Here is a 25550-nt window from a genome sequence, read left to right as displayed (position 1 = left end):
GGCCATGCGATCGATAACGTTTTGGGTCGTCCCGCGCACGGTCATTGACCGTGAATCCCGCCTGACTTTACTGTCCGACGGCATGGACTTTCGGTGATGGAGCCGAAACTTTCGAAAGGCGAACGATGAAGACACGTGCGCGCTTGCCCAGACTGGTCGCCACCGGCGCGACGCTCGCCCTGGCACTGAGCCTTGCGGCCTGCGGCGACGGGAACGGCGGGGCGTCGTCGGACGACGGCAAGATCCATGTCCTGGTCTACGGGGACGCCACCAACAAGGTCGAGCAGCAGATCGTCGACACCTTCAACAAGACGTCCGACGTCAAGGCGGTGCTCGACACCATCCCCGGTGCCGACTACCAGAAGAAGCTCCAGACGATCATCAACACCCCCCAGGCTCCGGACATCTTCTTCAACTGGGGCGGCGGCAGCATCAAGCCGTTCGTCAAGGCGGACCTGCTGATGCCGCTGGACGACATGATCAAGAAGAACCCGGACCTGGAGAAGAAGTTCCTGCCGACGGTCTTCGAGAACGCCGTCGTCGACGGCAAGCCGTACGGCATCCCGATGCGCGGCACCCAGCCCGTCCTGCTCTTCCACAACAAGAAGGTCCTCGAAGAGGCGGGTGTCCAGCCGCCGAAGACCTGGGACGAACTGCTCGACGCGGTGGAGAAGCTCAAGGATGAGGGCGTCACGCCGATCGCACTCGGCGGCGGCGACGTCTGGCCCACCCAGATGTGGTTCCAGTACCTCTACGACCGCATAGCGGGACCGGAGCTGTTCGCGAAGGCCGTCGGGGGCGACAAGAGCGCCTGGGAGAGCCCGGACAGCAAGAAGGCCCTCGACATGATCAGGGAGCTCGTCGACTCCGGCGCCTTCGGCAAGAACTACGACTCCGTCAAGTACACCAACGGCGGCTCGGTCCAGCTGGTGGCCTCCGGCAAGGCCGGCTTCGAGCTGATGGGCTCCTGGTACTACTCCCAGCAGCTCACGGACCACCCGGACTTCGCCGAGAAGGACCTCGGCTACACCGCCTTCCCGGCCGTCCAGGGCGGCAAGGGTGATCCGGCCAACGTCGCCGGCAACACCAACAACTACTACTCGGTGATGAAGAAGACCGAGCACCCCGAGGCCGTCGCCGAGTTCCTGAAGCTCATGTACTCCGACGAGTTCGTCAAGGCGCAGCTGGAGATCGGCAACCTGCCGACCACGACCGACACCGACAAGTTCATCGACACCTCGGGCACCCCCGAGTACTCGCGCTTCCAGTACGAACTCGTCGCCGACGCCCCGTCGTTCCAGCTGTCCTGGGACCAGGCGTACCCGCAGAAGGCGAGCTCGGACATGCACAAGGCCGTCCAGCAGTTCTTCAACGGACAGCTCGACACGGACGGCTTCATCCAGGCCATGCAGGCCCTCCCGACCGAGTGACGAACGGCTCATGACCACACAGATCACGAGCGCCCGGCCCGCCGCCGGACCCCGCAAGGAGTCCCGGCGGCGGCCGCCCGCCTCGTCCACGACGAAGGTGGGCCGCCCCGGCTTCGCCTGGGCGCTGCCCGCCGCAGTGTTCTTCGCCCTCTTCGCGATCGTGCCGCTGATCATGGTGGCGGTGCTGTCCTTCATGAGCTGGGACGGGCTCAGCTCGCCCGAGTTCGTCGGCACGGACAACTGGTCGCGCCTCCTCGACGACCCGGTCATGCTCAAGAGCGTCTGGCTGACCCTGCTGCTGACCGCGCTCGGCGTGGTCCTCCAGACGCCGCTGAGCATCCTGCTCGGCGTCTGGGCCGCCGGTCACCAGCGCAACCGCGCCGTCCTGTCGGTCATCTACTTCATCCCGCTGCTGCTGTCCGCGACGGCCGTGTCCGTGCTGTGGCGGGCGCTGCTCGACCCGAACTTCGGCATCCCCGCCGACGCCACCTGGCTGTTCGGCGACGGCAACCTGTTCGGTGAGCAGGCCACCGCCATCGGGGTGCTGGCGTTCGTCAGCACCTGGCAGTTCACGCCGTTCCACACGCTGATCTACCAGGGCGCCGCCCGCGCGATCCCGCCGGTGCTGTACCAGGCGGCGGAGATCGACGGGGCTGGCCGCTACCGGCAGTTCTTCCACATCACCCTGCCGCAGCTGCGCACCTCCATGATCACCTCGATGATCCTGATGATCGTCGGCGGCCTGACCACGTTCGAGACGGTCCTCATCCTGACCCAGGGCGGCCCCGGCACCGACACCACCATCAGCGCCTACTACATGTACGACAAGGCGTTCAAGAGCTTCGACTACGGCACCGGCTCCGCGATCGCCCTGGCCCTGGTCGTCGCGGCCACGATCATCTCGCTGATCGTCGTCCGGGTCTCCGGCTACGACAAGATGCGCAGCTCCATGGAGGGTGTGTCATGAGGCGCCGACCCAACTACGTGGCCGGCGCCGGCTCACTCGTCTGGCTCGTCCTGGTCGGCCTGCCGCTGTACGTGATGCTCGCCGCGACCCTGCGCACCCGCCAGGACTACGCCGAGAACGGCCCGGTCTCCTTCCCGGAGAGCTTCACCCTCGACAACTACACCGGCGCCTTCGACTCGGGCTTCGGCCAGTACTTCCTCAACACGCTCGTCGTCACCGCCTGCGTGATCGGCATCGTGCTGCTCCTGGTACCGCCGCTCTCCTACGCGATCGTCCGCAGCCGCGGCCGGGCCACGTCGGCGATCTTCCGGCTGTTCTTGCTCGGCCTCGCCATCCCGGCCCAGGCCGTGATCGTGCCGATGTTCTACCTGATCAGCGAAGCCGGGCTGTACGACAACCTGCTCGGCGTCATCCTGCCCACGGCCGCGTTCTGCCTGCCGATGACCGCCCTGATCCTCAGCGGCGCGATGCGCGACATCTCGCCGGAGCTGTACGAGGCCATGGCGATGGACGGCGCGAGCCCGCGGCGCATGTTCTTCCAGCTCGTGCTGCCGCTGTCCCGCGGCGGACTCTCCACGATCGTGGTGTTCTCCGCGCTCCAGGCGTGGAACGGCTTCCTGTTCCCGCTCGTGCTGACCCAGTCCGACTCCACCAAGGTGGTGACGCTGGGTCTGTACAACTTCCAGACCGCGCACGGCATCGACATCCCCGGTCTGCTGGGAGCCGTGGTGCTGTCCATGACGCCCATCCTGCTCGTCTACCTGTTCGCCCGTCGTGCCCTGGTCCAGGGCCTGATGGGCGTCGGAGGAAAGTGATCGACAACGTGGCCGTTGAGACCGCCCCTGAAGTCCCCCTCTGGAACGACCCCGCCCACCCCGTCTCCACCCGGGTGTCCGCGCTGATCAAGGCGATGACCATGGAGGAGAAGATCGCCCAGCTGTACGGCGTGTGGGTCGGCGCGTCCGACGAGGGTGGCGACGTCGCCCCCCACCAGCACGACATGGAGGAGGCCGTCGACCTCGACGCGCTCCTGCCCACCGGACTGGGCCAGTTGACCCGCCCCTTCGGCACCGCCCCCGTCGACCCCGCGCTCGGAGCGCTCTCGCTGCTGCGTACCCAGGCACGCATAGCCTCGGCGAACCGGTTCGCCATCCCCGCCGTCGCGCACGAGGAGTGCCTGGCCGGCTTCGCCGCCTGGGGCGCGACCGCCTACCCCGTCCCGCTGTCCTGGGGCGCCACCTTCGACCCGGACCTCGTCCACCGCATGGCCGCCGCGATCGGCCGCGACATGCGCTCCGTCGGCGTCCACCAGGGCCTCGCGCCCGTTCTGGACGTGGTGCGCGACGCCCGCTGGGGCCGCGTCGAGGAGACCATCGGCGAGGACCCCTACCTCGTCGGCACCATCGGCACCGCCTATGTGCGCGGCCTGGAGGGAGCCGGAATCGTCGCCACCCTCAAGCACTTCGTCGGCTACTCGGCCTCCCGGGCCGGCCGCAACCTCGCCCCCTCGCCCATGGGGCCGCGCGAGCGCGCCGACGTCCTGTTGCCGCCCTTCGAGATGGCGGTCCGCGAGGGCGGCGCCCGGTCGGTGATGGCGTCCTACACCGACACCGACGGCGTGCCCGCCGCGGCCGACGAGGCCCTGCTGACCGGACTGCTCAGGGAAACCTGGGGCTTCGACGGCACCGTCGTCGCCGACTACTTCGGCATCGCCTTCCTCAAGACCCTGCACGACATCACCGCCGACTGGGCCGGCGCCGCCGGGGCCGCGCTCGGGGCGGGCGTCGACGTCGAACTGCCCACCGTCAAGACCTTCGGCGCACCCCTGGCCGAGGCGGTGGCGGCCGGCCGCGTCCCCGAAGAGGTGATCGACCGCGCCCTGCGCCGGGTGCTCACGCAGAAGGCCGAACTCGGCCTGCTCGACCGGGACTGGGACCCCGTGCCGTCCGCGCTGGACGGCGCCGACCTGGACGACCCGGAAGCCCTGCGCGGCCGGATCGACCTCGACGGCCCGGAGAACCGGGAGCTGGCCCGCACGGTCGCCGAGGAGGCGGTCGTCCTCCTGAGCAACGACGGCACCCTGCCGCTCGACCGGCCGCGCCGCATCGCCCTGGTCGGACCCAACGCCGACGAGCCCACCGCCGTACTGGGCTGCTACTCCTTCCCGCAGCACATCGGCGTCCACCACCCCGAGATTCCCCTCGGCATCGACCTGCCCACCCTGCGCTCCACGCTGGCCGCCGAGTTCCCCGACGCCGAGCTCACGACCGTACGCGGCACCGGCGTCGACGACGGGGACGTGTCCGGCATCCCCGAGGCCGTCCGCGCGGCCCGCGACGCGGACGTCGTCCTCGCCGTACTGGGGGACCGGGCCGGGCTGTTCGGGCGCGGCACCAGCGGCGAGGGCTGCGACACGGAGTCGCTGAGCCTGCCCGGCGCGCAGCAGCGGCTCCTCGACGCGCTGCTCGACACCGGCAAGCCGGTCGTGACCGTGCTGCTCGCGGGACGCCCCTACGCCCTGGGCCGGGCCGTGCCGGAGGCCGCGGCGATCGTCCAGTCGTTCTTCCCCGGCGTGGAGGGCACCGCAGCCCTCGCCGCGGTACTCGGCGGACGGACGAACCCCTCGGGCCGGCTGCCGGTCAGCGTGCCCCGCGGCCCGGGCGCCCAGCCGACCACCTACCTCGGGGCCCGGCTCGCCCACGCCAGCGAGGTCTCCAACATCGACCCGACGCCCGCCTTCGGCTTCGGACACGGCCTCACGTACTCCACGTTCGAGTGGAGCGACCTCGTCGTGGACGGCGAAAAGGCGCCCACCGACGGGGAGTTCCAGCTGGCGCTCACCGTCCGCAACACCGGCGCACGGCACGGCACCGAGGTCGTCCAGCTCTACCTGCACGACCCGGTCGCCTCCGTCGTCCAGCCGGTGCAGCGCCTCATCGGTTACACCCGGGTGCCGTTGGAGGCCGGGGAGGGGCGCCGGCTGCGCGTCACGGTCCCGGCCGACCTCGCGGCGTTCACCGGACGCGACGGCCACCGCGTCGTCGAGCCCGGCGACCTGGAACTGAGGTTCGCCGCCTCCAGCACCGATCCGCGGCTGACGGCGACGGTCACCCTCACCGGCCCGGAGCGCCGCGTCGACCACACCCGGCGACTGCACGCCGACTTCGGTCTGGAAGGCGCCGCCGACGCCTGATCCGCCGGCGGACCACGAGCGGCGCACCCGGCAACTCGCCCGGGTGCGCCGCTCGTCGGCGGCCGTCCCGCCCGTACGATGAGGCCATGACGCGACGCTCAGCGGGACGCCAACTCCAGTTCGTCGGCCTGGCCCACGGTGCCGTCGGCGCCGTGGTCTACCGTGACGTGCTCGCCGACATGGCACGCGGGAACCTCCTCGGCTCGGTGCCGGACCGGGGAGACCGGGCCACCGCCTTCTGGTTCCTGGCCGCCGCACCCGCCCTCTGGATGGGCGGCCGGCTGCTGCGGTCCGCGGAGGAGCACCGGGACGTCCCGGCCCAGCGCGCCGCCGGTGCCGTGCTGGCCGCAGTCGGCGTGGCGGGCACCGCGGTCATGCCGAAGGGCGGCTTCCCCGCCCTCGCGGCGATCGGCGGCCTCGTGCTGCGCAGGACGCTGCGCGGCTGAGCCCGGGTCAGCGCACCACGTCGAAGACCTGCTTCTGCAGGCCGTTGGCGTACACCTCGTGCTCGACGAGCCTCAGCTTCTGGGTGTCCTTGTCCGTGGTGCTGAACAGCCGCTTGCCCGCGCCGAGCAGGAGCGGGAAGACGAGCAGGTGGTAGCGGTCGATCAGACCGGCGTCCGACAGGTTCCGGTTCAGCGCCGCGCTGCCGTGGACGATGATCGGGCCGCCCTCGGTCTCCTTCAGCGCGGCGACCTCGTCGAGGGAGCGCAGGATGGTGGTCTCGCCCCAGTTCGACACCAGGTCGTCCTCGGTGAGGGTGGTGGAGACGACGTACTTCGGCATCACCTTGTAGCCGGGGAACTCCGCCATGTCCGGCCACACCGGGCTGAACGCCTCGTAGCTGACCCGGCCCAGCAGCAGGGCCGTGGCCTCCTTCTGCTCCCGGTCCTTGATGTCGTACGCCTCGGGCAGGAACTCCACGTCCTTGAAGGTCCACCCGGAGTTCCGGTATCCGGGCTCGCCGCCCGGGGCCTCCACGACGCCGTCGAGCGAGACGAAGGCGGTGCTGATCAAGGTACGCATCTCGGGTTCCCCACTGTCTGTCTCAAGTCCGGTTTCCAGCACGTTCAGGATGTAGGACCGGTAGTCGGCGGGAAACTCATCGCTCCGTCTCGCGTGAACCTCAGACGGTCGTCACGACCGTCGTCGCCGCCGTCACCGCCACGATCACCGCCAGCGCGTCCTCCGCGGCCTTCACCACGTGGCGCACGGCCGCCGCGGACCACTGGCCCTGCGAGACCGACTCCATGGCCGCCACCACGCGGCGCGCGTCGGCGTCCGGGAAGGCCAGGCGGTGCAGCTTCGCTCCGTGCAGCAGGGCGATCAGGGACGCCGTACGCTCGTCCGGTGCCGCGCCGTCCAGGACGACGGCCTCCAGGCGTCGGCGCACCGCCGCCTCCACGGAGCCGTCGGCCTCCGGGTAGCGGCGTACCGGGAAGAGCCCGAGCACCTTCTTCCGCTCCTCGCGGACCAGGCCCTTGTCGATCAGGCCGGTGTTCGCACGGGTCACCGCGTCCGTCTTCAGCCGCTCGATCCAGTCCTTCGCCGTGCCCGGCTCGTCGCCGCCGCCGACGGTCTCGAGCGCGGCGTCCAAGGCGGGCTCGCCCAGCGGCGTCGCGTCGACGACGGTGACCTTCTCGTCGGTCACGTCGACGCGGCCGGCCAGCGACAGCTCCACCAGCGCGGCCGCGGCGATCGCCGGCGCCACCCGTGCCGTCTCCCTCGCGGTGCCGGACTCGTCGTCCAGCGAGAGGAGCAGGAGCTGCTCGCCGAGGGTGGTGGGGACTTCCGGGTCTTTCAGGGTTTCCGTGGGGGATGTCATGCGTTCGGTCCTCCGGTGTCGGGCTGGGCGGGCGGTCGCGGGCGAGGCTTTCGCCCCTGCCCTCGCAGACGCGCCTACCCGCACCCGCCGTTCCCGCACCGCCGGTTTCCCCGGCGCGGTCAGCGCCCCCGCAGGGCGTCGAGCGCCTGCAGCGCCACGTGGAGTTCGGTGCGCTGCTCGCCGGATTCCAGATCGCGGCCGAGCACCCGCTCGATGGTGCGCAGGCGTTGGTAGACGGTCTCCCGGGACACGCCCGCCGCGCGGGCGGCGACGGTCTTGTTGCCGGCGGCGTCCAGGTAGTTCCGCAGGGTGGCCAGGAGGCCGGTGCCGTGCCGGGCGTCGTGGTCGAGGAGGCGGCCCAGCTGCCGTTCCGCGTACTCCTGGACCCGGACGTCGTCGCGGAGCGCGAACAGCAGGCGGCGCAGGCCGAGGTCGGACCGTTCGTGGAAGGAGCGGTCCGGTGGGAGGGGCTGCCCCGGCGCGGTCGCCTCGGCCACCCGGGCCGCCTCGCGGAACGAGCGGGCGACGTCGGCGAGGTCCCCGGCCGGGGAACCGACGCTCACGGTCGTACCCGGGGCCGACTCCAGGACGGTCCGGCTCACCCGCTCGACCGCCTGCCGCCAGGGCTGGGACGGGCGCAGTGCCAGCAGCACGCCGACGCGGGTGGGGGCCAGGAGGCCGACGAGCGCCTGCGTTCCCGACGCGTCCAGCTCTTCGGAGAGGCGGGCCTCGGTCCTCGCGGTCTCCGATTCGGCCGGGACGTCGGCGAGGAGGGCGACGAAGCGGGTCTGCTCCGTGGACAGCCCGAGCGCCGCGACGCGGGCGCGCGCGTCCGCGGGGGAGTGGTGGCGCTGTTCCGCGAGGTCGCGCAGGGCGTTGCGGTGCGCGGCGCGCTCCCAGGGTGTGGGCCGGGTGAGGCGGGCGATGGTGAGGGCCATCGCGGTGCGCTCCAGGACGGTGACGTCCTCGGGGCCGAAGGGCGGGGGAGTGGCAGTGCGGGCCGGGACGGTCGCGCCGGACTCGCCGGACGGGCCGTGGAGCATGGCCACCCGCCCCCAGGTCTCGCCCTGGTACTCCACCGGCGCCACGAGCCAGCCCTCGGGCCCGCGGATTCCCGCCCGGTCGGCGGCGGGGGTGGACCGGGAGCGCCGCTCCCAGTCGGTGAGCACGGCTTCCGCGGTGCTGCCGGAGGGCTCGCAGATCAGTGCCCGGTGGACCAGGTTCTCCAGTACGACCGTGTGTCCGCTCATCTCCGCCGCCGCGCGCAGCACGTCCTCGGGCCCGGCGCCCCGCAGGGTGAGGGCGGTGAAGGCCTCGTGGACGCGCTGGGTCCGGCGCATCGCGTCCGCCTGGTTGCCGAGGAGCAGCGCGTGGACGACCTGCGTGACCTCCAGGAAGTTCACGTCCTTGGCCAGCGTGACCAGGGGCAGACCGCGCGCCCGGCAGGCGTCGACCAGCGCGTCGGGCGGCCGGTGGTACCGGCGGACGAGCTCGATGACCAGGGCCGCGGCGCCCACCGCGGCGAGTTCGTCGACGTAGCGGCGCACCCCGCCGGCGTCGTCGGGCAGCGGCATGCCGGTGGTGAGGACCAGTTCGCCGCCCTTGAGGAAGGAGGCGGGGTCCGTCAGTTCGGTGATGTGGACCCAGCGCACCGGGCGGTCGACGTGCTCCACGCCGGTCACCACCCGCGGGTCGCCGTCGGCCACGACCGGCAGCGCCAGCACGTCGGCCACGGTGAGCGGACGGCCCGCCGGACCCGGGTCCCGGTTCTCGCTCACGGTGCCTCCCTGCGCGCCTGTTGTCACTCTGACAAGCGTCACTGACCTGCGCAAGGGCGCCCGGACCCCGCCCCGGACACCAAGGGCGCGGCACGGTGGAGCGCACCGATTGACACAACGTCCGGATACCGCGCCCCGCCCGGACAGATCACGCGTTGTCCGGGCACGCGCCGCGGGCATGCTCGGGGGACGCAGCACAACCGATGACGCAGCAGGACTCACGACCAGGCCGGGAGACGAGCATGACCGCACTGTCGCCGCACCTTCGCCAGGCCACGCCCGTGACGGCGGTCCGGGGCGAGGGCGTCCACCTCTACGGCGAGGACGGCCGCCGCCATCTGGACTTCACCGCCGGAATCGGCGTCACCAGCACCGGGCACTGCCACCCCAGGGTCGTGGCCGCCGCCCAGGAGCAGGTGGGCGCCCTGATCCACGGTCAGTACACGACCGTCATGCACCAGCCGCTCGGCCGGCTCGTCGACCGGCTCGGCGAGGTGCTGCCCGACGGACTGGACAGCCTGTTCTTCACCAACTCCGGCAGCGAGGCGGTGGAGGCGGCGCTGCGCCTGGCCCGCCAGGCCACCGGTCGGCCCAACGTCCTGGTCTGCCACGGCGGCTTCCACGGCCGCACCGTGGCCGCCGCCTCCATGACCACCTCCGGCACCCGCTTCCGCTCCGGCTTCTCACCGCTGATGAGCGGCGTGGTCGTCACTCCCTTCCCGACCGCGTTCCGCTACGGCTGGGACGAGGACACCGCCACCCGCTTCGCCCTGAGGGAACTCGACTACACCCTCCAGACGATCTCCTCGCCCGCCGACACCGCCGCCGTCATCGTCGAGCCGGTCCTCGGGGAGGGCGGGTACGTGCCCGCGAACCGCGCCTTCATGGAAGGCCTGCGGGAACGGGCGGACCGGCACGGCTTCCTGCTGATCCTGGACGAGGTGCAGACCGGCGTGGGCCGCACCGGCCGGTTCTGGGGGCACGAGCACTTCGGCGTCACCCCCGACATCCTCATCACCGCCAAGGGGCTGGCCAGCGGGTTCCCGCTGTCCGGGATCGCCGCGTCCGAGGAGCTGATGCGCAAGGCCTGGCCGGGCTCCCAGGGCGGCACCTACGGCGCCAACGCGGTGGCGTGCGCGGCGGCCTGCGCCACCCTCGACGTCGTACGCGACGAGAAGCTCGTCGAGAACGCCGAGGCCATGGGGGCGCGGCTGCGCCACGGACTGGAGGCGGTGGCGGCCCGCACGCCGGCCATCGGGGACGTGCGCGGGATGGGGCTGATGCTGGCCTCCGAGTTCGTCACCGAGGACGGCGAGCCCGACCCCGAGACGGCCGCCCGGGTCCAGCGGGCCGCCGTCGACGAGGGCCTGCTGTTGCTGCTGTGCGGCGCCTGGAACCAGGTGGTGCGGATGATTCCCGCGCTGGTGATCGGCGAGTCGGAGATCGACGAGGGGCTGCGGGCCTGGGCGGCCGCGGTGGAGGCCGGCACGTCGCGGGACGCGGACCGGTGAGCACGGTGAGGAGGAGTCCGGTGACCGACGACACACCGACCCGGCTGTTCATCGGCGGCGCCTGGGCGGACGCCGCGGACGGCGCCGTCATGCCCGTGGACGACCCGGCGACCGGCGAGATCCTCTGCCACGTCGCCGACGCGGGACCCAAGGACGCCCGGCTCGCCGAGGAGGCGGCGGTCCAGGCACAGGAGGAGTGGGCCCGTACGGCGCCACGGGCCCGCAGCGAGATCCTGCGCCGCGCCTACGAGATCATCCTCGACCGCACCGACGCGCTCGCCCGTCTGATGACGGCCGAGATGGGCAAGCCGCTCGCGGAGGCCAGGGGAGAGGTGGCGTACGCGGCGGAGTTCTTCCGCTGGTTCTCCGAGGAGGCCGTCCGCATCGACGGCGGTCACGGCATCCTCCCCGACGGACGCAACCGCATGCTGCTCTCCCGGCGCCCGGTCGGACCCTGCCTGCTGATCACGCCGTGGAACTTCCCGCTGGCCATGGGCACCCGCAAGATCGGCCCGGCGATCGCGGCCGGCTGCACCATGGTCCTCAAACCGGCCCCGCAGACACCGCTGTCCAGCCTGGCCCTCGCCGAGATCCTCCAGGAGGCCGGGCTGCCGGACGGCGTCCTGAACGTCGTCACCACCTCCCGCGCGGGCGAGGTGTGCGAACCGCTGCTGCGCGGCGGCCGCATCCGCAAGCTGTCCTTCACCGGCTCCACGGCCGTCGGGCGGCTGTTGCTGGCCCAGTGCGCGGACACGGTCGTGCGCACGTCGATGGAGCTGGGCGGCAACGCGCCGTTCATCGTCTTCGACGACGCCGACCTGGACAAGGCGGTGGACGGCGCGATGGTCGCGAAGATGCGCAACATGGGCGAGGCGTGCACCGCCGCGAACCGCTTCTTCGTCCACCGCTCGGCGGCCGGAGAGTTCGGGCGGCGCCTGGCCGAGCGCATGGGCGCCCTCGTCGTCGGCCCCGGCACCCGGGACGGCGTCGACGTCGGCCCGCTGATCGACGCCGCCGGACGGGCCAAGGTGGAGGCCCTGGTCGCCGACGCGCTGGAACGAGGCGCCCGGGTACTCGCGGGGGGCCGCACCCCCGACGGGCCCGGCTGCTTCTACCCGCCCACCGTGCTCACGGGAGTCTCCCCCGACAGCCGCCTGATGGAGACGGAGATCTTCGGACCGGTCGCCGCGATCCTCACCTTCGACGACGAGGACGAGGTGGTGCGGCGCGCCAACGACACCCCCTGGGGGCTCGTCGGCTACCTCTTCACCGAGGGCCTCGACCGCGCCCTGCGCGTCGGCGAGCGCCTGGAGGTCGGCATGGTCGGCCTCAACACCGGCCTCGTCTCCAACCCGGCCGCGCCCTTCGGCGGGATCAAGCAGTCCGGGCTCGGCCGTGAGGGCGGGACGGTGGGCATCGAGGAGTTCCTGGAGTACCAGTACCTGGCGATGCCGGTCTCCTGACCACTCCGGCTTTGCATGGTCATGCGTAATCATGCATACTCTTCCTATGTCCAAGGTCCTCACCTCCCTCCCCACCGGCGAGCGCGTCGGTATCGCCTTCTCGGGCGGCCTCGACACCTCGGTCGCGGTCGCGTGGATGCGTGACAAGGGCGCCGTCCCCTGCACGTACACCGCCGACATCGGCCAGTACGACGAGCCCGACATCGCCTCGGTGCCCGACCGCGCCAAGACCTACGGCGCCGAGATCGCGCGCCTGGTCGACTGCCGTGCGGCGCTGGTGGAGGAGGGGCTGGCCGCGCTCACCTGCGGGGCGTTCCACATCCGCTCGGGCGGGCGCGCCTACTTCAACACCACGCCGCTCGGCCGTGCCGTCACCGGTACCCTGCTGGTGCGGGCGATGCTCGAGGACGACGTCCAGATCTGGGGCGACGGCTCCACCTTCAAGGGCAACGACATCGAGCGGTTCTACCGCTACGGCCTGCTGGCCAACCCCCAGCTGAGGATCTACAAGCCTTGGCTGGACGCCGACTTCGTGACCGAGCTCGGCGGCCGCAAGGAGATGTCGGAGTGGCTGCTCGCCCACGACCTCCCCTACCGGGACTCGACGGAGAAGGCGTACTCCACCGACGCCAACATCTGGGGCGCCACCCACGAGGCCAAGACGCTGGAGCACCTCGATACCGGCGTGGAGACCGTGGAGCCCATCATGGGCGTCCGTTTCTGGGACCCGTCCGTCGAGATCGCCGCCGAGGACGTCACGATCGGCTTCGACCAGGGCCGCCCGGTGACGGTCAACGGCAAGGAGTTCGCCTCCCCGGTCGACCTGGTGATGGAGGCCAACGCCATCGGCGGCCGCCACGGCATGGGCATGTCCGACCAGATCGAGAACCGGATCATCGAGGCCAAGAGCCGCGGCATCTACGAGGCCCCCGGCATGGCCCTGCTGCACGCTGCCTACGAGCGCCTCGTCAACGCCATCCACAACGAGGACACCCTCGCCCAGTACCACACCGAAGGGCGGCGCCTGGGCCGGCTGATGTACGAGGGGCGCTGGCTCGACCCGCAGTCGCTGATGATCCGGGAGTCGCTCCAGCGCTGGGTCGGCTCGGCCGTCACCGGCGAGGTCACCCTCCGGCTGCGGCGCGGTGAGGACTACTCGATCCTCGACACCACGGGCCCGGCGTTCAGCTACCACCCGGACAAGCTGTCCATGGAGCGCACCGAGGACTCCGCGTTCGGTCCGGTGGACCGGATCGGCCAGCTCACCATGCGCAACCTCGACATCGCCGACTCCCGCGCCAAGCTGGAGCAGTACGCCGGGCTCGGCATGATCGGCACCGCCAACCCCGCCATCGGCGCCGCCCAGGCCGCCGCCACGGGTCTGATCGGCGCGATGCCGGAAGGCGGCGCCCAGGCCATCGCCTCCCGCGGCCAGGTCTCCGGCGACGACGAGCTGCTGGACCGCGCCGCCATGGAGTCCGGCACGGACTGACCGCGTCCCCCGGGACGCCCCCACCGGCAGAGGCCGGCTCGACGCCTACGGGCGCCGGGCCGGCCTCTCTGTTTCTCGTCCCGGTGCACGACTTGCGTGCCGTACAAGGTTGAACCGGCGTCGCCCGGACATGCTGACGCGACATGCCCAGGTCAACGCCAACGCAAGCCGACCGCAAGCAGTGCAAGTAGTTTGCGCATCAAATCCGGTCGTGACGAGGACCGTTGACAAACAGGTGACACGCTAGAAACCTGATGACGCACTTTCCGCAAAGAATCGACTGTCCAGCTCAATTGACGCGCATGGTCGGTGCTTCCCCTTTGCTTGCCGGCCTGTCGTGCTCCCCGACTCCCCACCGAACAAGAGGACCCCCATGAGATGGAGATCTCTCGGCCGACGGTCGCTGACGGGCGCCGTCGTGACCGGGCTGATGACGGTCGGGCTGCTCCCGCTGCCCTTCGCGGCCGGCGCGCACGCCGCCACGGCCGCCGCCGACGTGAACCTCGCCCTCGGCCGCCCGGCCACAGCGGGCGGCTCGCACGGCGCGTACCCGGCCGGCAACGCCACCGACGGCACCCAGGCCACCTACTGGGAGGGCCCGGCCGGTTCCTTCCCGCAGTGGGTGCAGGTCGACCTCGGTGAGGCCCGCGATGTCGAACGGGTGGTCCTCAAACTGCCCGCCGGCTGGGAGAGCCGCAGCCAGACCCTCTCCCTCCAGGGCAGCACCGACGGCTCCACCTTCCGCGCCCTCGACGCCTCGGCGTCACGCGCCTTCGACCCCGCCCGCGCCAACACCGTCGCCCTCGACCTCGACGCGCCCGCCGACACGCGCTACGTCCGCGTCCACGTCACCGGCAACACCGGCTGGAACGCGGCCCAGCTCTCCGAACTGGAGGTCTACGGCGACGAGGTGGTCACCGAGCCACCGCCCACCGGCACCAACCTGGCCCGCAACAAGCCGGTCGAGGCCACCTCGTCGGTCCACTCCTACGTCGCGGCCAACGCCACCGACGACTCCACCTCCACCTACTGGGAGGCCGCCGGCCACCCCGCCGACCTCACCGTGAAGCTCGGCGCCGACGCCGACGTCAGCGCCGTGGTCGTCAAGCTCAACCCGGACCCGATCTGGTCCGCCCGGACCCAGAGCATCCAAGTGCTCGGCCGCGCGCAGGGCGAGAGCGACTTCACGTCCCTGAGGGCCCGCGCCGACTACTCCTTCAGCCCCGGCAAGGACAACACCGTGACCATCCCGGTCACCGGCCGCGTGTCCGACGTACGGCTCAGGTTCTTCTCCAACACCGGCGCACCCGGCGGCCAGGTCGCCGAGTTCCAGGTCGTCGGTGCCGCCGCGCCCGCGCCCGACCTGACCGTCACCGGCCTCGACTGGTCGCCCGCCGACCCCTCGGAGCGGGACGAGGTCACCGTCAACGCCACCGTCCGCAACGCCGGGACCGCACCCTCGGCCGCCACCACGGCCGAGGTCACCGTCGAGGGCGCCACCGCCGGCAGCGCCGAGGTGCCCGCACTCGATCCCGGCGAGTCCGCCGAGGTGGAGATCGCCACCGGCACCCACGCGGCCGGAAGCTACGCCGTAGCCGCCGTGGCCGACCCCCGGGACACGGTCGCCGAACTCGACGACACCAACAACAGCCGCACCGCCTCCGACCGGCTGGTCGTCGACCGGGCCCCCGGACCCGACCTGGAGGTGCGCTCCATCACCACCGACCCGGCCAATCCGGCCGTGGGCGCGCCCGTCACCTTCACCGTCGCCGTGCACAACCGCGGCACCAGCGCCGTCGAGGCGGGTTCGGTGACCCGGCTCCAGGCCGGCTCCACCACCCTGAACGGCACGACCGGCCAAGTGGCCGCCGGCGCCACCGTCAACGTGCCGATCAGCGGCACCTGGAAGGCGACGAGCGGCGGCGCCACGCTCACCGCCACCGCCGACGCGACCGGCGTCGTCACCGAGACCAACGAGAACAACAACGTCCTCGCCAAGTCCATCGTCGTCGGACGCGGCGCCGCCGTCCCGTACACCGAGTACGAGGCGGAGAACGGCCGCTACGAGGGCACCCTGCTCACCACCGACGCCAAGCGCACCTTCGGCCACACCAACTTCGGCACCGAGTCCTCCGGCCGCAAGTCCGTCCGGCTCGACTCCACCGGCGACCACGTCGAGTTCACCTCCACCACGCCCACCAACTCCATCGTCGTACGCAACTCCATCCCCGACGCACCCGGCGGCGGCGGAGCCGAGGCCACGATCAGCCTCTACGCGGACGGCGAGTTCGTGCGGAAGCTGACCCTGTCCTCCAAGCACAGCTGGCTGTACGGCGACACCGACGACCCCGAGGGCCTCACCAACCGGCCCGGCGCCGACGCGCGGCGGCTGTTCGACGAGTCCCACGCGCTGCTGGACCGCACCTTCCCGCAGGGCACCGAATTCCGTCTCCAGCGCGACGCGGGCGACACGGCCGCCTTCTACGTCATCGACCTGATCGACCTGGAGCAGGTCGCGCCGCCGAAGAGCAAGCCGGACAACTGCGTCCCGATCACCGAGTACGGTGCCGTCCCCGGTGACGGACTCGACGACACCGACGCCATCCAGCGGGCCGTCACCGCCGACCAGAACGGCGACATCCCCTGCGTGTGGATCCCGGCCGGGCAGTGGCGCCAGGAGCAGAAGATCCTCACCGACGATCCGCAGAACCGCGGCCAGTTCAACCAGGTCGGCATCCGGGACGTCACCATCCGCGGCGCCGGCATGTGGCACTCCCAGCTGTACACCCTGACCCCGCCGCACGAGGCCGGCGGCATCAACCACCCGCACGAGGGCAACTTCGGCTTCGACATCGACCACAACACCCAGATCTCCGACCTCGCCATCTTCGGCTCGGGCACCATCCGCGGCGGCGACGGCAACCACGAGGGCGGCGTCGGCCTCAACGGCCGCTTCGGCGAGGACACCAAGATCAGCAACGTGTGGATCGAGCACGCCAACGTCGGTGTCTGGGCCGGCCGCGACTACTCGAACATCCCCGAGCTGTGGGGCCCCGGTGACGGCCTGGAGTTCACCGGCATGCGGATCCGCAACACCTACGCCGACGGCATCAACTTCGCCAACGGCACCCGCAACTCCACGGTCTACAACTCCTCCTTCCGCAACACCGGCGACGACTCGCTCGCCGTGTGGGCCAGCAAGTACGTCAAGGACACCTCGGTGGACGTCGGCCACGACAACCACTTCCGCAACAACACCATCCAGCTTCCGTGGCGGGCCAACGGCATCGCGATCTACGGCGGCTACGGCAACACGATCGAGAACAACGTCATCTCCGACACGATGAACTACCCGGGCATCATGCTCGCCACCGACCACGACCCGCTGCCCTTCTCCGGGCAGACCCTGATCGCGAACAACGCCCTGCACCGCACCGGCGGCGCGTTCTGGAACGAGGCGCAGGAGTTCGGCGCCATCACCCTCTTCGCGCAGGGCCAGGACATCCCGGGCGTCACCATCCGGGACACCGAGATCCTCGACTCGACCTACGACGGCATCCAGTTCAAGACGGGAGGCGGAGCGATGCCGGACGTGAAGATCGACAACGTCCGCATCGACAAGTCCAACAACGGATCGGGCATCCTCGCCATGGGCGGCGCCCGCGGCAGCGCCACCCTGACCGACGTCACGATCACCAACTCGGCCGAGGACGACATACGCATCGAGCCGGGCTCCCAGTTCAAGATCAACCGCTAGGAACAGCGCACCGGCCGGCGGTCCGCCCGCGGCCCGCCGGCCCGCGCCTCACTCCCTCGGCGACGCGGCCATCACCGCGTCGTCGCCGAGCCTTCCCGGCGACCGCTCCACGGGGAAGCGGCCGTCCTCCTCGCGGCGTTCGGCGTTCAGCTCCTCGACCGCGCCGAGCGCGTCGCCGATCGTCGCGTAGTCCACCGCGATGAAGTTCACCGGCCTGCCGCGCTGCCGCTCGCAGTTGTGCGCCCGCTCCAGCACCCGCTCCCGGGAGTTGACGGTCCCGGCGTCCAGCCGCCGTCCGCCGCCGGCCGTGACGAAGTGGTTCAGCAGGAACAGCCGCTTGTCCGTGCCGCCCCGGTTCGGCAGGCAGGACATCTCGTCCGGGCTGCGGAACGCGAACGGCGTCTCCATGCCGTACCGGTAGAAGTTGCGGTACCACGGCGCGGGCCCGTCGGCCTTCTCCGCGAAGACGACCAGCCGCCGCCCCTCGTCGATCATCTCCCCCAGCTCCGGCCACGGGCGGTCCGGGTCCGCGTCCGGCTCGTACAGCAGGTCCGAGAGCCCGGCCTGCTCGAAGGCGGCCTGGCTGTCGACGGCGTCGACCCCGTCCTGGAGGATCAGCGTGACGATTTCCGTGGGGTTCGCCCGCAGCCAGTCACCGATCTGGCGCAGCGTGGGCGCCAGTTCCAGAGCCCCGGCCCCGCACACCGAGTGACACAGCCACAGGCCCGGCTCCGGAGGGTTCACCCGCTCCAGGATCTCGGTGAGCCGCCGGCGCAGCGCGGGGGAGAAGTCCGAGGTGCTGAGCCGGTCCGCGACCTCCTCGGGCCGTTCCCAGCGGTGCGTGTCCAGGAGCAGGACGCGCACCCCGGCGTCGAGCTGGCCGACGATGTCCGGGTCCTGGAGGGGACCGATGAACCGGTCCGCCGTCGTGGCCATCGCGTTGTGCGACGCGAGCTGCGCTATCTCGTCGTACCGGGCGTCGCACAGCTCGGCGCTGCCCTGGCAGATGCGCGGCGAGGAGCCGGTGACGGCCACCGGCGCCAGCATCGTGCCGACCAGCGCGCACGCCGTGACGGCGAAGGTCAGCGTCGGGCCGTGCCGCGGATCGGTGAGGACCGGCATGCCGGGCCTGGTCTCCCACACCCACCCGACGGTGATCAGCAGGGCGCCCGCGGCGAGCAGGATCACCGCGACGAGCACTGCGGTCGTCAGGAGCTGGTCCACGGCCGTGGCCTGGACGTCCGTGAGGAGTTCCGCCGCCGACGGGGGCCACGAGGCCGGAGTCCCGAACAGGGCGTCGACCGGCATGAGACGCAGCAGCGCCACGGTCAGGGCCGTCAGCGAGGCGGCGGCCGCGAGCACCCACCCGAGCGGCATCAGCCGCCGTCTGACGGGTCCGGGCCTGGACAGCCACAGCAGGGTGAGCGCGGCGGCGCACAGCACCGCGGCCGCCGGTTCCACCACCTCCTGGAAGAGGCGGGTGACGGAACGGGCGCGGTCCACCGGGGCCAGCGCCTCCTGCGTCGGGTCGACGTCGACCGTGATGACCCAGGTGCCTTCCCGCGCCTCCCGCAGGAACTCCGCGGCCGCCGCCCGGACCTGGTCCGTCAGCGCGACCGGCGCGACCGACGCCAGGGCCCCGGCCACGTCCCCGCGGTCCAGTGCCGCCTGCACGGTGGGTCTGATCCCGGCGCGCGCGTCCGCCGGCACCAGGCGCATCAGCACCTGGGTCGCCGCGACGGCCTGCCCGTGGGACAGCGGCAGCGACGGCAGGCCCTCCAGCGGAGCCTCACCCGCCACCACCTGCGCCGCCAGTTCCGACAGCCGCTGCACGAAGGCCTGGAAGTCGGGCTCGGACCGCTGTTGCAGGGCGGCGACGGCGTCACCGAAGTAGGCCTGGCTGAGCCGCTCGACGTTCGCCACGACGGGCTCCAGATCGACCGTGATCCGCAGCCGGTCGCGGTCCCCCTCCAGGTAGTGGATCACCTCGGCGATCTGCCGGTCGCCCATGGCCCGCAGCGTCTCCGGCGGGATCACCACCTTGAGGTTCGAGGTGATGGTCGACTGCGGGACGGGCAGCCGGTCCAGGAGCTCCTGGGTCAGCGGCGTACTGGCCGGGTCGACCAGTACCTCGTCGTAGAAGCGCTGATAGGCCCGTTCGTCCTCCAGCACCTGGGAGTAGAACTTCGGGTCGAGGACGGTGCTGCGCACCACCGCCGCCGCGGCCAGGACGGACAGGCTCAGCACCGCCACGCACCAGATCAGCATCCCGACCCAGGGGGAACGCCGAACCAGTCCGTCCATGACCCCATTCTCGTTTCGGCCGACCGTCGTGCGACACGGCGTACGGGTGGTACGCCATCACACTCATGCCCTGGCACGGTCGGCCGATGCGGGTCAGCTCCCGCTCGGGACCTCCTGAGCGGCGTCGCTCCGCTGCGGATGCACACAGTGCCAGCGGTGATCGCCCGGGCCGTCCGTCGCCGCCGGGAAGGCGGTGGCGCACGCGTCGTCCGCCTTCCAGCAGCGGGTGCGGAAGGGACAGCCGGAGGGCGGGTTGGTCGCCGACGGCACCGGGCCGTGCAGCACGATCCGCTCGGGGCGCTCCAGCAGGCTCGGCGTGGCCGACAGCAGCGCCTCCGTGTACGGGTGCCGGGAGGCACCGGCGACCTCGGCGGCCGCGCCCTCCTCGACGACCCGGCCCAGGTACAGCACGGCGATCCGGTCGGCCAGGTAGCGCACCGTCTGCACGTCGTGGGAGATGAACACCATGCCCAGACCGAGCCGGGCGCGCAGGTCCACCAGGAGGTTGAGGATCTGGGCGCGCACCGACACGTCCAGCGCGCTGGTGGGTTCGTCGGCGACGATCAGCTCGGGCTCCAGGGCGAGCGCGCGGGCGATGGCGACGCGCTGGCGCTGGCCGCCCGAGAGCTGGCCGGGCAGTGCCTCCAGGGTGTGGCCGGGCAGGCCGACCAGGTCGAGGAGTTCCTCGACGCGCCGCTCCCGCTCGTCGCGCGTACCGCGCTGGTGCACGTCCAGCGGGTCGCGCAGGATGCGCCGCACCGGAAGCCGCGGGTTCAGCGCGGTGGAGGCGTCCTGGAAGACCACACCGACGGCGGAGCCGAATTCGGTACGGCGCTCGGCGGCGCCCATCTTCCACAGATCCCGGCCCCGGAAGTGGACCCGTCCCTCGGTCGGGCGCTGCAGCCCCGTGACCACGCGGGCCAGCGTCGACTTGCCGCAGCCCGACTCGCCGACCAGGCCGAGGATCTCGCCGCGCCGCACCTCCAGGGAGACGTCGGTGAGGGCGTGCACCGCGTCGCGGCGCAGGATGCCGCCGCTGCGGGCCTTGTGCCGTACGTGGATGCTCTCGAGCCGGACGATGGGGTCCATGGCGGTGTCCTCCGGTGCGGTCATCGGGCGCCCTCCAGCGACTTGGCCGACCGCTTCTCGGGCGCCGGGTGGTGGCAGGCGAAGAGGTGGTCCCGGCCGGCGTCGCGGTCGGTGGCGGGCGGCGGTGTGGTGGCGCACAGCTCGGTGGCGGCGGCGCAGCGCGAGGCGAACCGGCAGCCGGCGCCGAACGCCTTCGGCGCGGGTACGACACCGCGGATCTGGTGCAGCCGCCCGTCCCCCGACTCCAGCGAGACCACCGAGCCGAGCAGCCCCCGGCTGTAGTGGTGCGCCGGGTCGGTCAGCAGCGCCCGGGTGTCGCCGGCCTCGGCGACCTGACCGGCGTACATCACCGCGACCCGGTGGGCGAGGTCGCCGACCAGGGCCAGGTCGTGGGAGACCAGGACCATCGCGAAGCCGAGTTCGTCACGCAGCTTGATGAGCAGTTCGACGACCTGGGCCTGGACGGTGACGTCGAGGGCGGTGGTCGGCTCGTCGGCGATGAGCAGCCGGGGGCTGCGGGAGAGCGCCATGGCGATCAGCACGCGCTGGCGCTGGCCGCCGGACAGCTCGTGCGGGTAGCTGCGCAGGGTGCGCTCGGGGGAGAGGCCGACCAGCTCCAGCAGCTCGGCGGGGGTGCGGGTGCCGCCGCGGGAGGTGAGCCACTTCAGCTGGGTGCCGATCAGCACGGACGGGTTCAGGGACGACATGGCGTCCTGGTAGACCATGGCGATCTCCGGGCCCATCAGCGCCCGGCGTTCCTTCGGGGACAGCTTCAGCAGGTCGCGGCCCCGGTAGCGGATCTCGCCCTCGGCCTCGGCGTTGCGGGCCAGCAGGCCCATGATCGCGAGGCTGGTGATGGACTTGCCGCAGCCGGACTCGCCGACCAGCCCCAGCGTCTCGCCCTCACGGACGGTGAAGGAGATGCCGTCGACGACGCGGGTGTCGCCGTAGCGGTCGGGGAACCGGATGGACAGGTCGCGCACGACGAGCAGGTCCGGCGCGTCCTCGCGCAGCGGCGGGACGGCGGGCTCCGCGGCCGTGAGCCGGGCCGCCAGTTCGGCGAGCGCGGCGTCCACGTCGGCGCCCTCGGCCACGGGCGTCGAGGCGGCGGCGAGGTCGTCGTCGGAGTCGGTGCCGCCGGTGCGGGACCTGTCCGGCGAGGCGGCGGCATCCGTCATGCCCTCGGACAGGACGTTCAGCGCGAGCACCGTGATCAGGACGCACAGGCCCGGGAAGAGCGTCGCCCACCAGCCGCCCGACAGCAGGATCTGCCGGCCGTAGGCCAGCACGCTGCCCCAGCTGGGGTCGGGGTCCTGCACACCGGCGCCGATGAAGGACAGGCTCGCCTCGAAGATGATCGAGTCGGCCACCATGACGGTCGCGAACACCAGCACCGGCGCCGCGCAGTTGACCGCGACGTGCCGGGCCACGATGTGGGTGCGGCGCGCGCCGATCACCTGCTCGGCGGCGACGTAGTCCTCGCCGTACTGCTCCAGCACGTTGGCCCGCACCACGCGGGCCAGCGAGGGCGAGTACACGAAGGCGATGGTGAAGATGATGACCGGGACGCTGGGCCCGAAGACGGCGACGAGCACGGCGGCCAGCGCGATCGGCGGGAAGGACATCACGACGTCGAGCGTGCGCATCACCGACTCGTCGGCGAGCTTGCGCGAGGTGGCCGCCAGGGCGCCGAGCGCGGAACCGAGGACCAGCGCCAGCAGGGTCGCGCCGAGACCGATGACGAGCGAGTAGCGCGCACCGTGGACGACCCGGGCGAACACGTCCCGGCCGGCCCGGTCGGTGCCGAACCAGTGGTCGGAGCCCGGAGCCTGGGCGGGGATGCCGGTGGCCAGGGGGTCCTGGGTGAGCAGCGGGGCGAACACCGCGCCCAGCACGACCACCAGCAGGATGCCGAGGGCGATCCGTGAGGACAGGGGTAGGCGGCGCAGGCGGGTGCCGGGCCGGGCCAGCCGCCCGGCGAGGGAACGTGGAGCGAACATCACACCGTCCTGATGCGCGGGTTGACGAGCAGATACAGCAGGTCGACGACGACGTTGACCACGAGGAAGGCGACGGCGATGGTGAGCACGGTGCCCTGGACCAGGCCGACGTCGCCTCCGTTGACGCCTTCGAGGATCAGCTTGCCCATGCCGGGCAGGTCGAAGATCGCCTCGATGACGACGGCACCGCTGAGCATGTAACCGACCTTGACGCCCAGCACGGTCAGCGGCGTGACCAGGGCGTTGCGCAGCACCGAGCGGATGATCAGGAACGGCGGCAGGCCGCTGCCCCGGGCGGTGCGGACGTAGTCGCGGTCGAGTTCGGTGACCATCGAGGTGCGGATCAGCCGGGCCAGCGACGAGGCGACGGGAAGGGCCAGCGACACCGCGGGCAGCGCCATGCTCTCCAGCCAGCCGGTGAAGGAGTCGGCCGGATTGACGTAGCCACCGGTCGGGAAGAGCGGCATGTTCAGCGCGAACTGCTGGATGAGCAGCACACCGAGCCAGAACGAGGGCAGGGCGATGCCGGCCATCGACAGCACCCGGAAGACCTGGTCGGGCCAGCGGTCGCGGTAGACGGCGCTCAGGACGCCGAAGACCAGCGCCAGCACGACGGCCAGCGCGAGCCCGAGCAGGGTCAGCTGCAGGGTGAGCGGGAACGCGGTGGCGATCCGGTCGGTGACGGGCTGGCTGGGCGACATGGTGACGCCGAGGTCCCCCCGCAGCAGATCGCCCAGGAAGGCGAAGTAGCGCACGGGCAGGGGGTCGTCGAGTCCGTTGGCCTCGGCGAACGCGGCCCGTGCCTCAGGGCTCGCCGACTCTCCCAGCGCGTTGTACGCGGGGTCGGTCGGCGAGAACTGGAGGACCACGAAGACCAGCAGCGCGATGCCGAGGACCATCACCGGCATCATCGCGACGCGGCGCAGCGCGAGCCGGAGGAATGCAACCATCGTGAGGTTCCTAGGGATTGGGCCGGGGGCCACCGCCGACCGGTGCGGTGCGGTGCGGTGCGGTGCGGTGCGGTGCGGCGGCGGCCCGGCGGCCTGGGCGTACGGGCTCAGGCGCGGCCGACGTCGATGAAGGACAGGCCGGTGGTGGGCAGCGGCTCGAACCCGGTCAGGGTGCCCTCCCGCCAGGCGGTGGGCAGCTTGCGGTGCAGGACCGGGTAGAGGGCGGCCTCGTCGGCGACGAGGTCGGTGACCTGCCCCCACAGCTCCTTGCGCTTGCCGGCGTCGGGCTCCGCCGCGGCCTTGTCGAGCAGCGACTTGGCCCGCTTGTAGGCGGGGGTGCCCTTCCAGCCGTAGCGGTTCTCCGGCCAGAAGCCGTAGTAGAACCAGCGCAGCAGCAGGTCGGCGTCGTTGCCGAAGACGGACGGGTCGCCGGGCGCGGCCAGGGCGTGGAAGTTCCCCTTGTCGATCTCGGCGTACTGCGCGGCGGACTGCTGGATGTCGAGCGAGGCGTCGACACCGACCGCCGCCCAGCTCTCCTTGATCAGCGGCGCGATGTCCTTGACCCAGCCGTTGTCGGTGAGCATCAGGGTGAAGGACAGCTTGTCCACGCCCGCCTCGGCGAGGAGCTTCTTGGCCTTGGCCGGGTCGTGCGCGTACACGGTCGCGGCCTTGTGGTAGTCGGGGTGGGTGGCCGGGACGTATCCGGTGGCGGCCGCCGCGTTGCCCAGCAGCGCGGTCGAGATGATCTTATCGGTGTCGAGTGCGTAGTGCAGGGCCTGCCGGACCCGCTTGTCCTCGAAGCGCGCGTCGGCGCAGTTGAACATGAGGAAGAGCAGCCCGAAGGACTGGACGGACTCCACCTTGTCCTGGCCGGTGAAGCCCTTGACGTCGATGTAGGGCACGTCCTCGATGGCCTGCACCCGGCCGGACTTGAGCGCGCTGACCCGGGCGGACGGGTCGGAGATCAGGCGCCAGACCATCTTCTTGGCCTTGGCGGGGTGCGGGCCGTTGTACTCGTCGTACTTCTCCATGACGATCTTGTCCTCGCGGACCGCCGACACGAACCGGTACGGACCGGAGCCGACCGGCTTGGAGTCGAACGCCTTGGCGTCGGCACCCGCGATCTTCTTCGGCACGATCCGGACCACGGATATCCGGGAGGGAAAGAGCGCGAAGGCGTACTTGAGCTTGAACTCGACCGTCGACGCGTCGACCGCGGTGACCCGGTCGATGAACGGGACGAACTGCGCCATCAGCGAGGCGTTCTTCGGATCCAGGACGCGTTCGAAGCTGAACACCACGTCGTCGGCGGTGACCGCGGAGCCGTCGTGGAAGGTCGCGCCCTTGCGCAGGGTGGCCCGGTAGGTCGTCGCGTTGATCTTCTTCGGCATCTCGGTGGCCAGCGTCGGCCGCGCCACGAGCGTGACCGGGTCGAGGTCGACCAGACCTTCGAAGATGTGCATGTTGGCGGCGTACGGGGTCGCACCCGAGGTGATCATCGGGTCGAAGCCGGTGGACAGGGGGTAGGCGATGCCGGCCTCGATGGTGTCGCCGTCACCGCCCGAACCACCGGTACCGTCTCCGCTGGAGGCCGGGCCCCCGCAGGCCGACAGCCCCGCGGTGATCGCGGTCGCCACACCGATGGCACTCGTGTATCTCATGAAAGTGCGGCGATCGACGCCGGCTGCACTGCGCGCGGACAAGGAGTCCTCCATGCGGGAGATGAGAGTTGGTCGAGCCGAAGGAGGCGAGTGTGGTCGGCGCCTCACCGACAGTGCATCAGACGTCTGA

The 25550-nt window shown here is 71.5% G+C and carries 17 protein-coding genes; 9 read left to right on the top strand and 8 right to left on the bottom strand.

Annotated elements, in window-relative coordinates:
* Positions 1-125: 125 nt before the first annotated feature.
* The 5 genes from KUM03_RS17965 (at position 126) to KUM03_RS17945 (ending at position 6036) form a co-directional block, all read left to right on the top strand.
* The gene (locus KUM03_RS17965; protein ID WP_217250035.1) at positions 126-1430 is read left to right on the top strand and encodes an ABC transporter substrate-binding protein; all 1305 of its coding nucleotides are present in this window, start codon (positions 126-128) and stop codon (positions 1428-1430) included.
* Positions 1431-1440: 10 nt separating this feature from the next.
* Complete coding sequence (locus KUM03_RS17960; RefSeq protein ID WP_217250033.1) at positions 1441-2397, top strand: carbohydrate ABC transporter permease; 957 nt, start codon at positions 1441-1443, stop codon at positions 2395-2397.
* Positions 2394-3212: a carbohydrate ABC transporter permease gene (locus KUM03_RS17955; protein ID WP_217250031.1), complete on the top strand. Its 819-nt coding sequence runs from the start codon at positions 2394-2396 to the stop codon at positions 3210-3212. The genes KUM03_RS17960 and KUM03_RS17955 overlap by 4 nt, the downstream gene beginning before the upstream one ends.
* Complete coding sequence (locus tag KUM03_RS17950) at positions 3209-5590, top strand: glycoside hydrolase family 3 N-terminal domain-containing protein (protein WP_217250029.1); 2382 nt, start codon at positions 3209-3211, stop codon at positions 5588-5590. The genes KUM03_RS17955 and KUM03_RS17950 overlap by 4 nt, the downstream gene beginning before the upstream one ends.
* An 86-nt stretch (positions 5591-5676) precedes the next feature.
* Positions 5677-6036, top strand: a complete 360-nt coding sequence (locus KUM03_RS17945; protein WP_217250027.1) for a DUF6463 family protein — start codon at positions 5677-5679, stop codon at positions 6034-6036.
* Between the two features lie 7 nt (positions 6037-6043).
* On the opposite strand, the gene KUM03_RS17940 is transcribed toward KUM03_RS17945, so the two are convergent.
* The 3 genes from KUM03_RS17940 to KUM03_RS17930 form a co-directional block, all read right to left on the bottom strand.
* Positions 6044-6616, bottom strand: coding sequence for a dihydrofolate reductase family protein (locus KUM03_RS17940; RefSeq protein WP_217250025.1), 573 nt, complete (start codon positions 6614-6616; stop codon positions 6044-6046).
* A gap of 100 nt (positions 6617-6716) precedes the next feature.
* A complete protein-coding gene (locus KUM03_RS17935) occupies positions 6717-7415 on the bottom strand; it encodes a GPP34 family phosphoprotein (RefSeq protein WP_217250023.1) in 699 nt (232 codons plus the stop codon).
* A gap of 119 nt (positions 7416-7534) precedes the next feature.
* Positions 7535-9193, bottom strand: a complete 1659-nt coding sequence (locus KUM03_RS17930) for a PucR family transcriptional regulator (protein ID WP_217250021.1) — start codon at positions 9191-9193, stop codon at positions 7535-7537.
* Between the two features lie 242 nt (positions 9194-9435).
* On the opposite strand from KUM03_RS17930, the gene KUM03_RS17925 reads away from it, so the two are divergent.
* The 4 genes from KUM03_RS17925 to KUM03_RS17910 all read left to right on the top strand — a co-directional run bounded on the left by KUM03_RS17925 (position 9436) and on the right by KUM03_RS17910 (position 17416).
* Positions 9436-10704: an aspartate aminotransferase family protein gene (locus tag KUM03_RS17925; protein WP_217250019.1), complete on the top strand. Its 1269-nt coding sequence runs from the start codon at positions 9436-9438 to the stop codon at positions 10702-10704.
* Positions 10705-10724: 20 nt separating this feature from the next.
* On the top strand, positions 10725-12167 hold the full coding sequence (locus KUM03_RS17920) for an NAD-dependent succinate-semialdehyde dehydrogenase (protein WP_217250016.1): 1443 nt from the start codon (positions 10725-10727) through the stop codon (positions 12165-12167).
* 46 nt (positions 12168-12213) lie between these two features.
* Positions 12214-13659, top strand: a complete 1446-nt coding sequence (argG, locus tag KUM03_RS17915; protein WP_217250014.1) for an argininosuccinate synthase — start codon at positions 12214-12216, stop codon at positions 13657-13659.
* A gap of 373 nt (positions 13660-14032) precedes the next feature.
* On the top strand, positions 14033-17416 hold the full coding sequence (locus KUM03_RS17910; protein WP_217250011.1) for a CARDB domain-containing protein: 3384 nt from the start codon (positions 14033-14035) through the stop codon (positions 17414-17416).
* Between the two features lie 48 nt (positions 17417-17464).
* On the opposite strand, the gene KUM03_RS17905 is transcribed toward KUM03_RS17910, so the two are convergent.
* The 5 genes from KUM03_RS17905 to KUM03_RS17885 form a co-directional block, all read right to left on the bottom strand.
* Positions 17465-19720, bottom strand: a complete 2256-nt coding sequence (locus KUM03_RS17905; RefSeq protein WP_217250009.1) for a PI-PLC domain-containing protein — start codon at positions 19718-19720, stop codon at positions 17465-17467.
* Between the two features lie 93 nt (positions 19721-19813).
* On the bottom strand, positions 19814-20833 hold the full coding sequence (locus KUM03_RS17900; RefSeq protein ID WP_254399484.1) for an ABC transporter ATP-binding protein: 1020 nt from the start codon (positions 20831-20833) through the stop codon (positions 19814-19816).
* Positions 20830-22809, bottom strand: a complete 1980-nt coding sequence (locus KUM03_RS17895) for a dipeptide/oligopeptide/nickel ABC transporter permease/ATP-binding protein (protein ID WP_217250006.1) — start codon at positions 22807-22809, stop codon at positions 20830-20832. Before KUM03_RS17895 ends, KUM03_RS17900 begins: the two co-directional genes overlap by 4 nt.
* Positions 22809-23759: an ABC transporter permease gene (locus KUM03_RS17890; RefSeq protein ID WP_217250004.1), complete on the bottom strand. Its 951-nt coding sequence runs from the start codon at positions 23757-23759 to the stop codon at positions 22809-22811. Before KUM03_RS17890 ends, KUM03_RS17895 begins: the two co-directional genes overlap by 1 nt.
* Positions 23760-23866: 107 nt before the next feature.
* Entirely contained in the window at positions 23867-25420 is a 1554-nt protein-coding gene (locus KUM03_RS17885; RefSeq protein WP_217250002.1) for an ABC transporter substrate-binding protein, read from the bottom strand.
* Between the last annotated feature and the right edge of the window lie 130 nt (positions 25421-25550).

Source organism: Streptomyces sp. AC602_WCS936 (assembly GCF_019049125.1).
GTDB lineage: Bacteria > Actinomycetota > Actinomycetes > Streptomycetales > Streptomycetaceae > Streptomyces.
The sequence above is the reverse complement of the archived record's forward strand: the minus strand, read 5'-3'. Positions and strand labels throughout refer to the sequence as shown.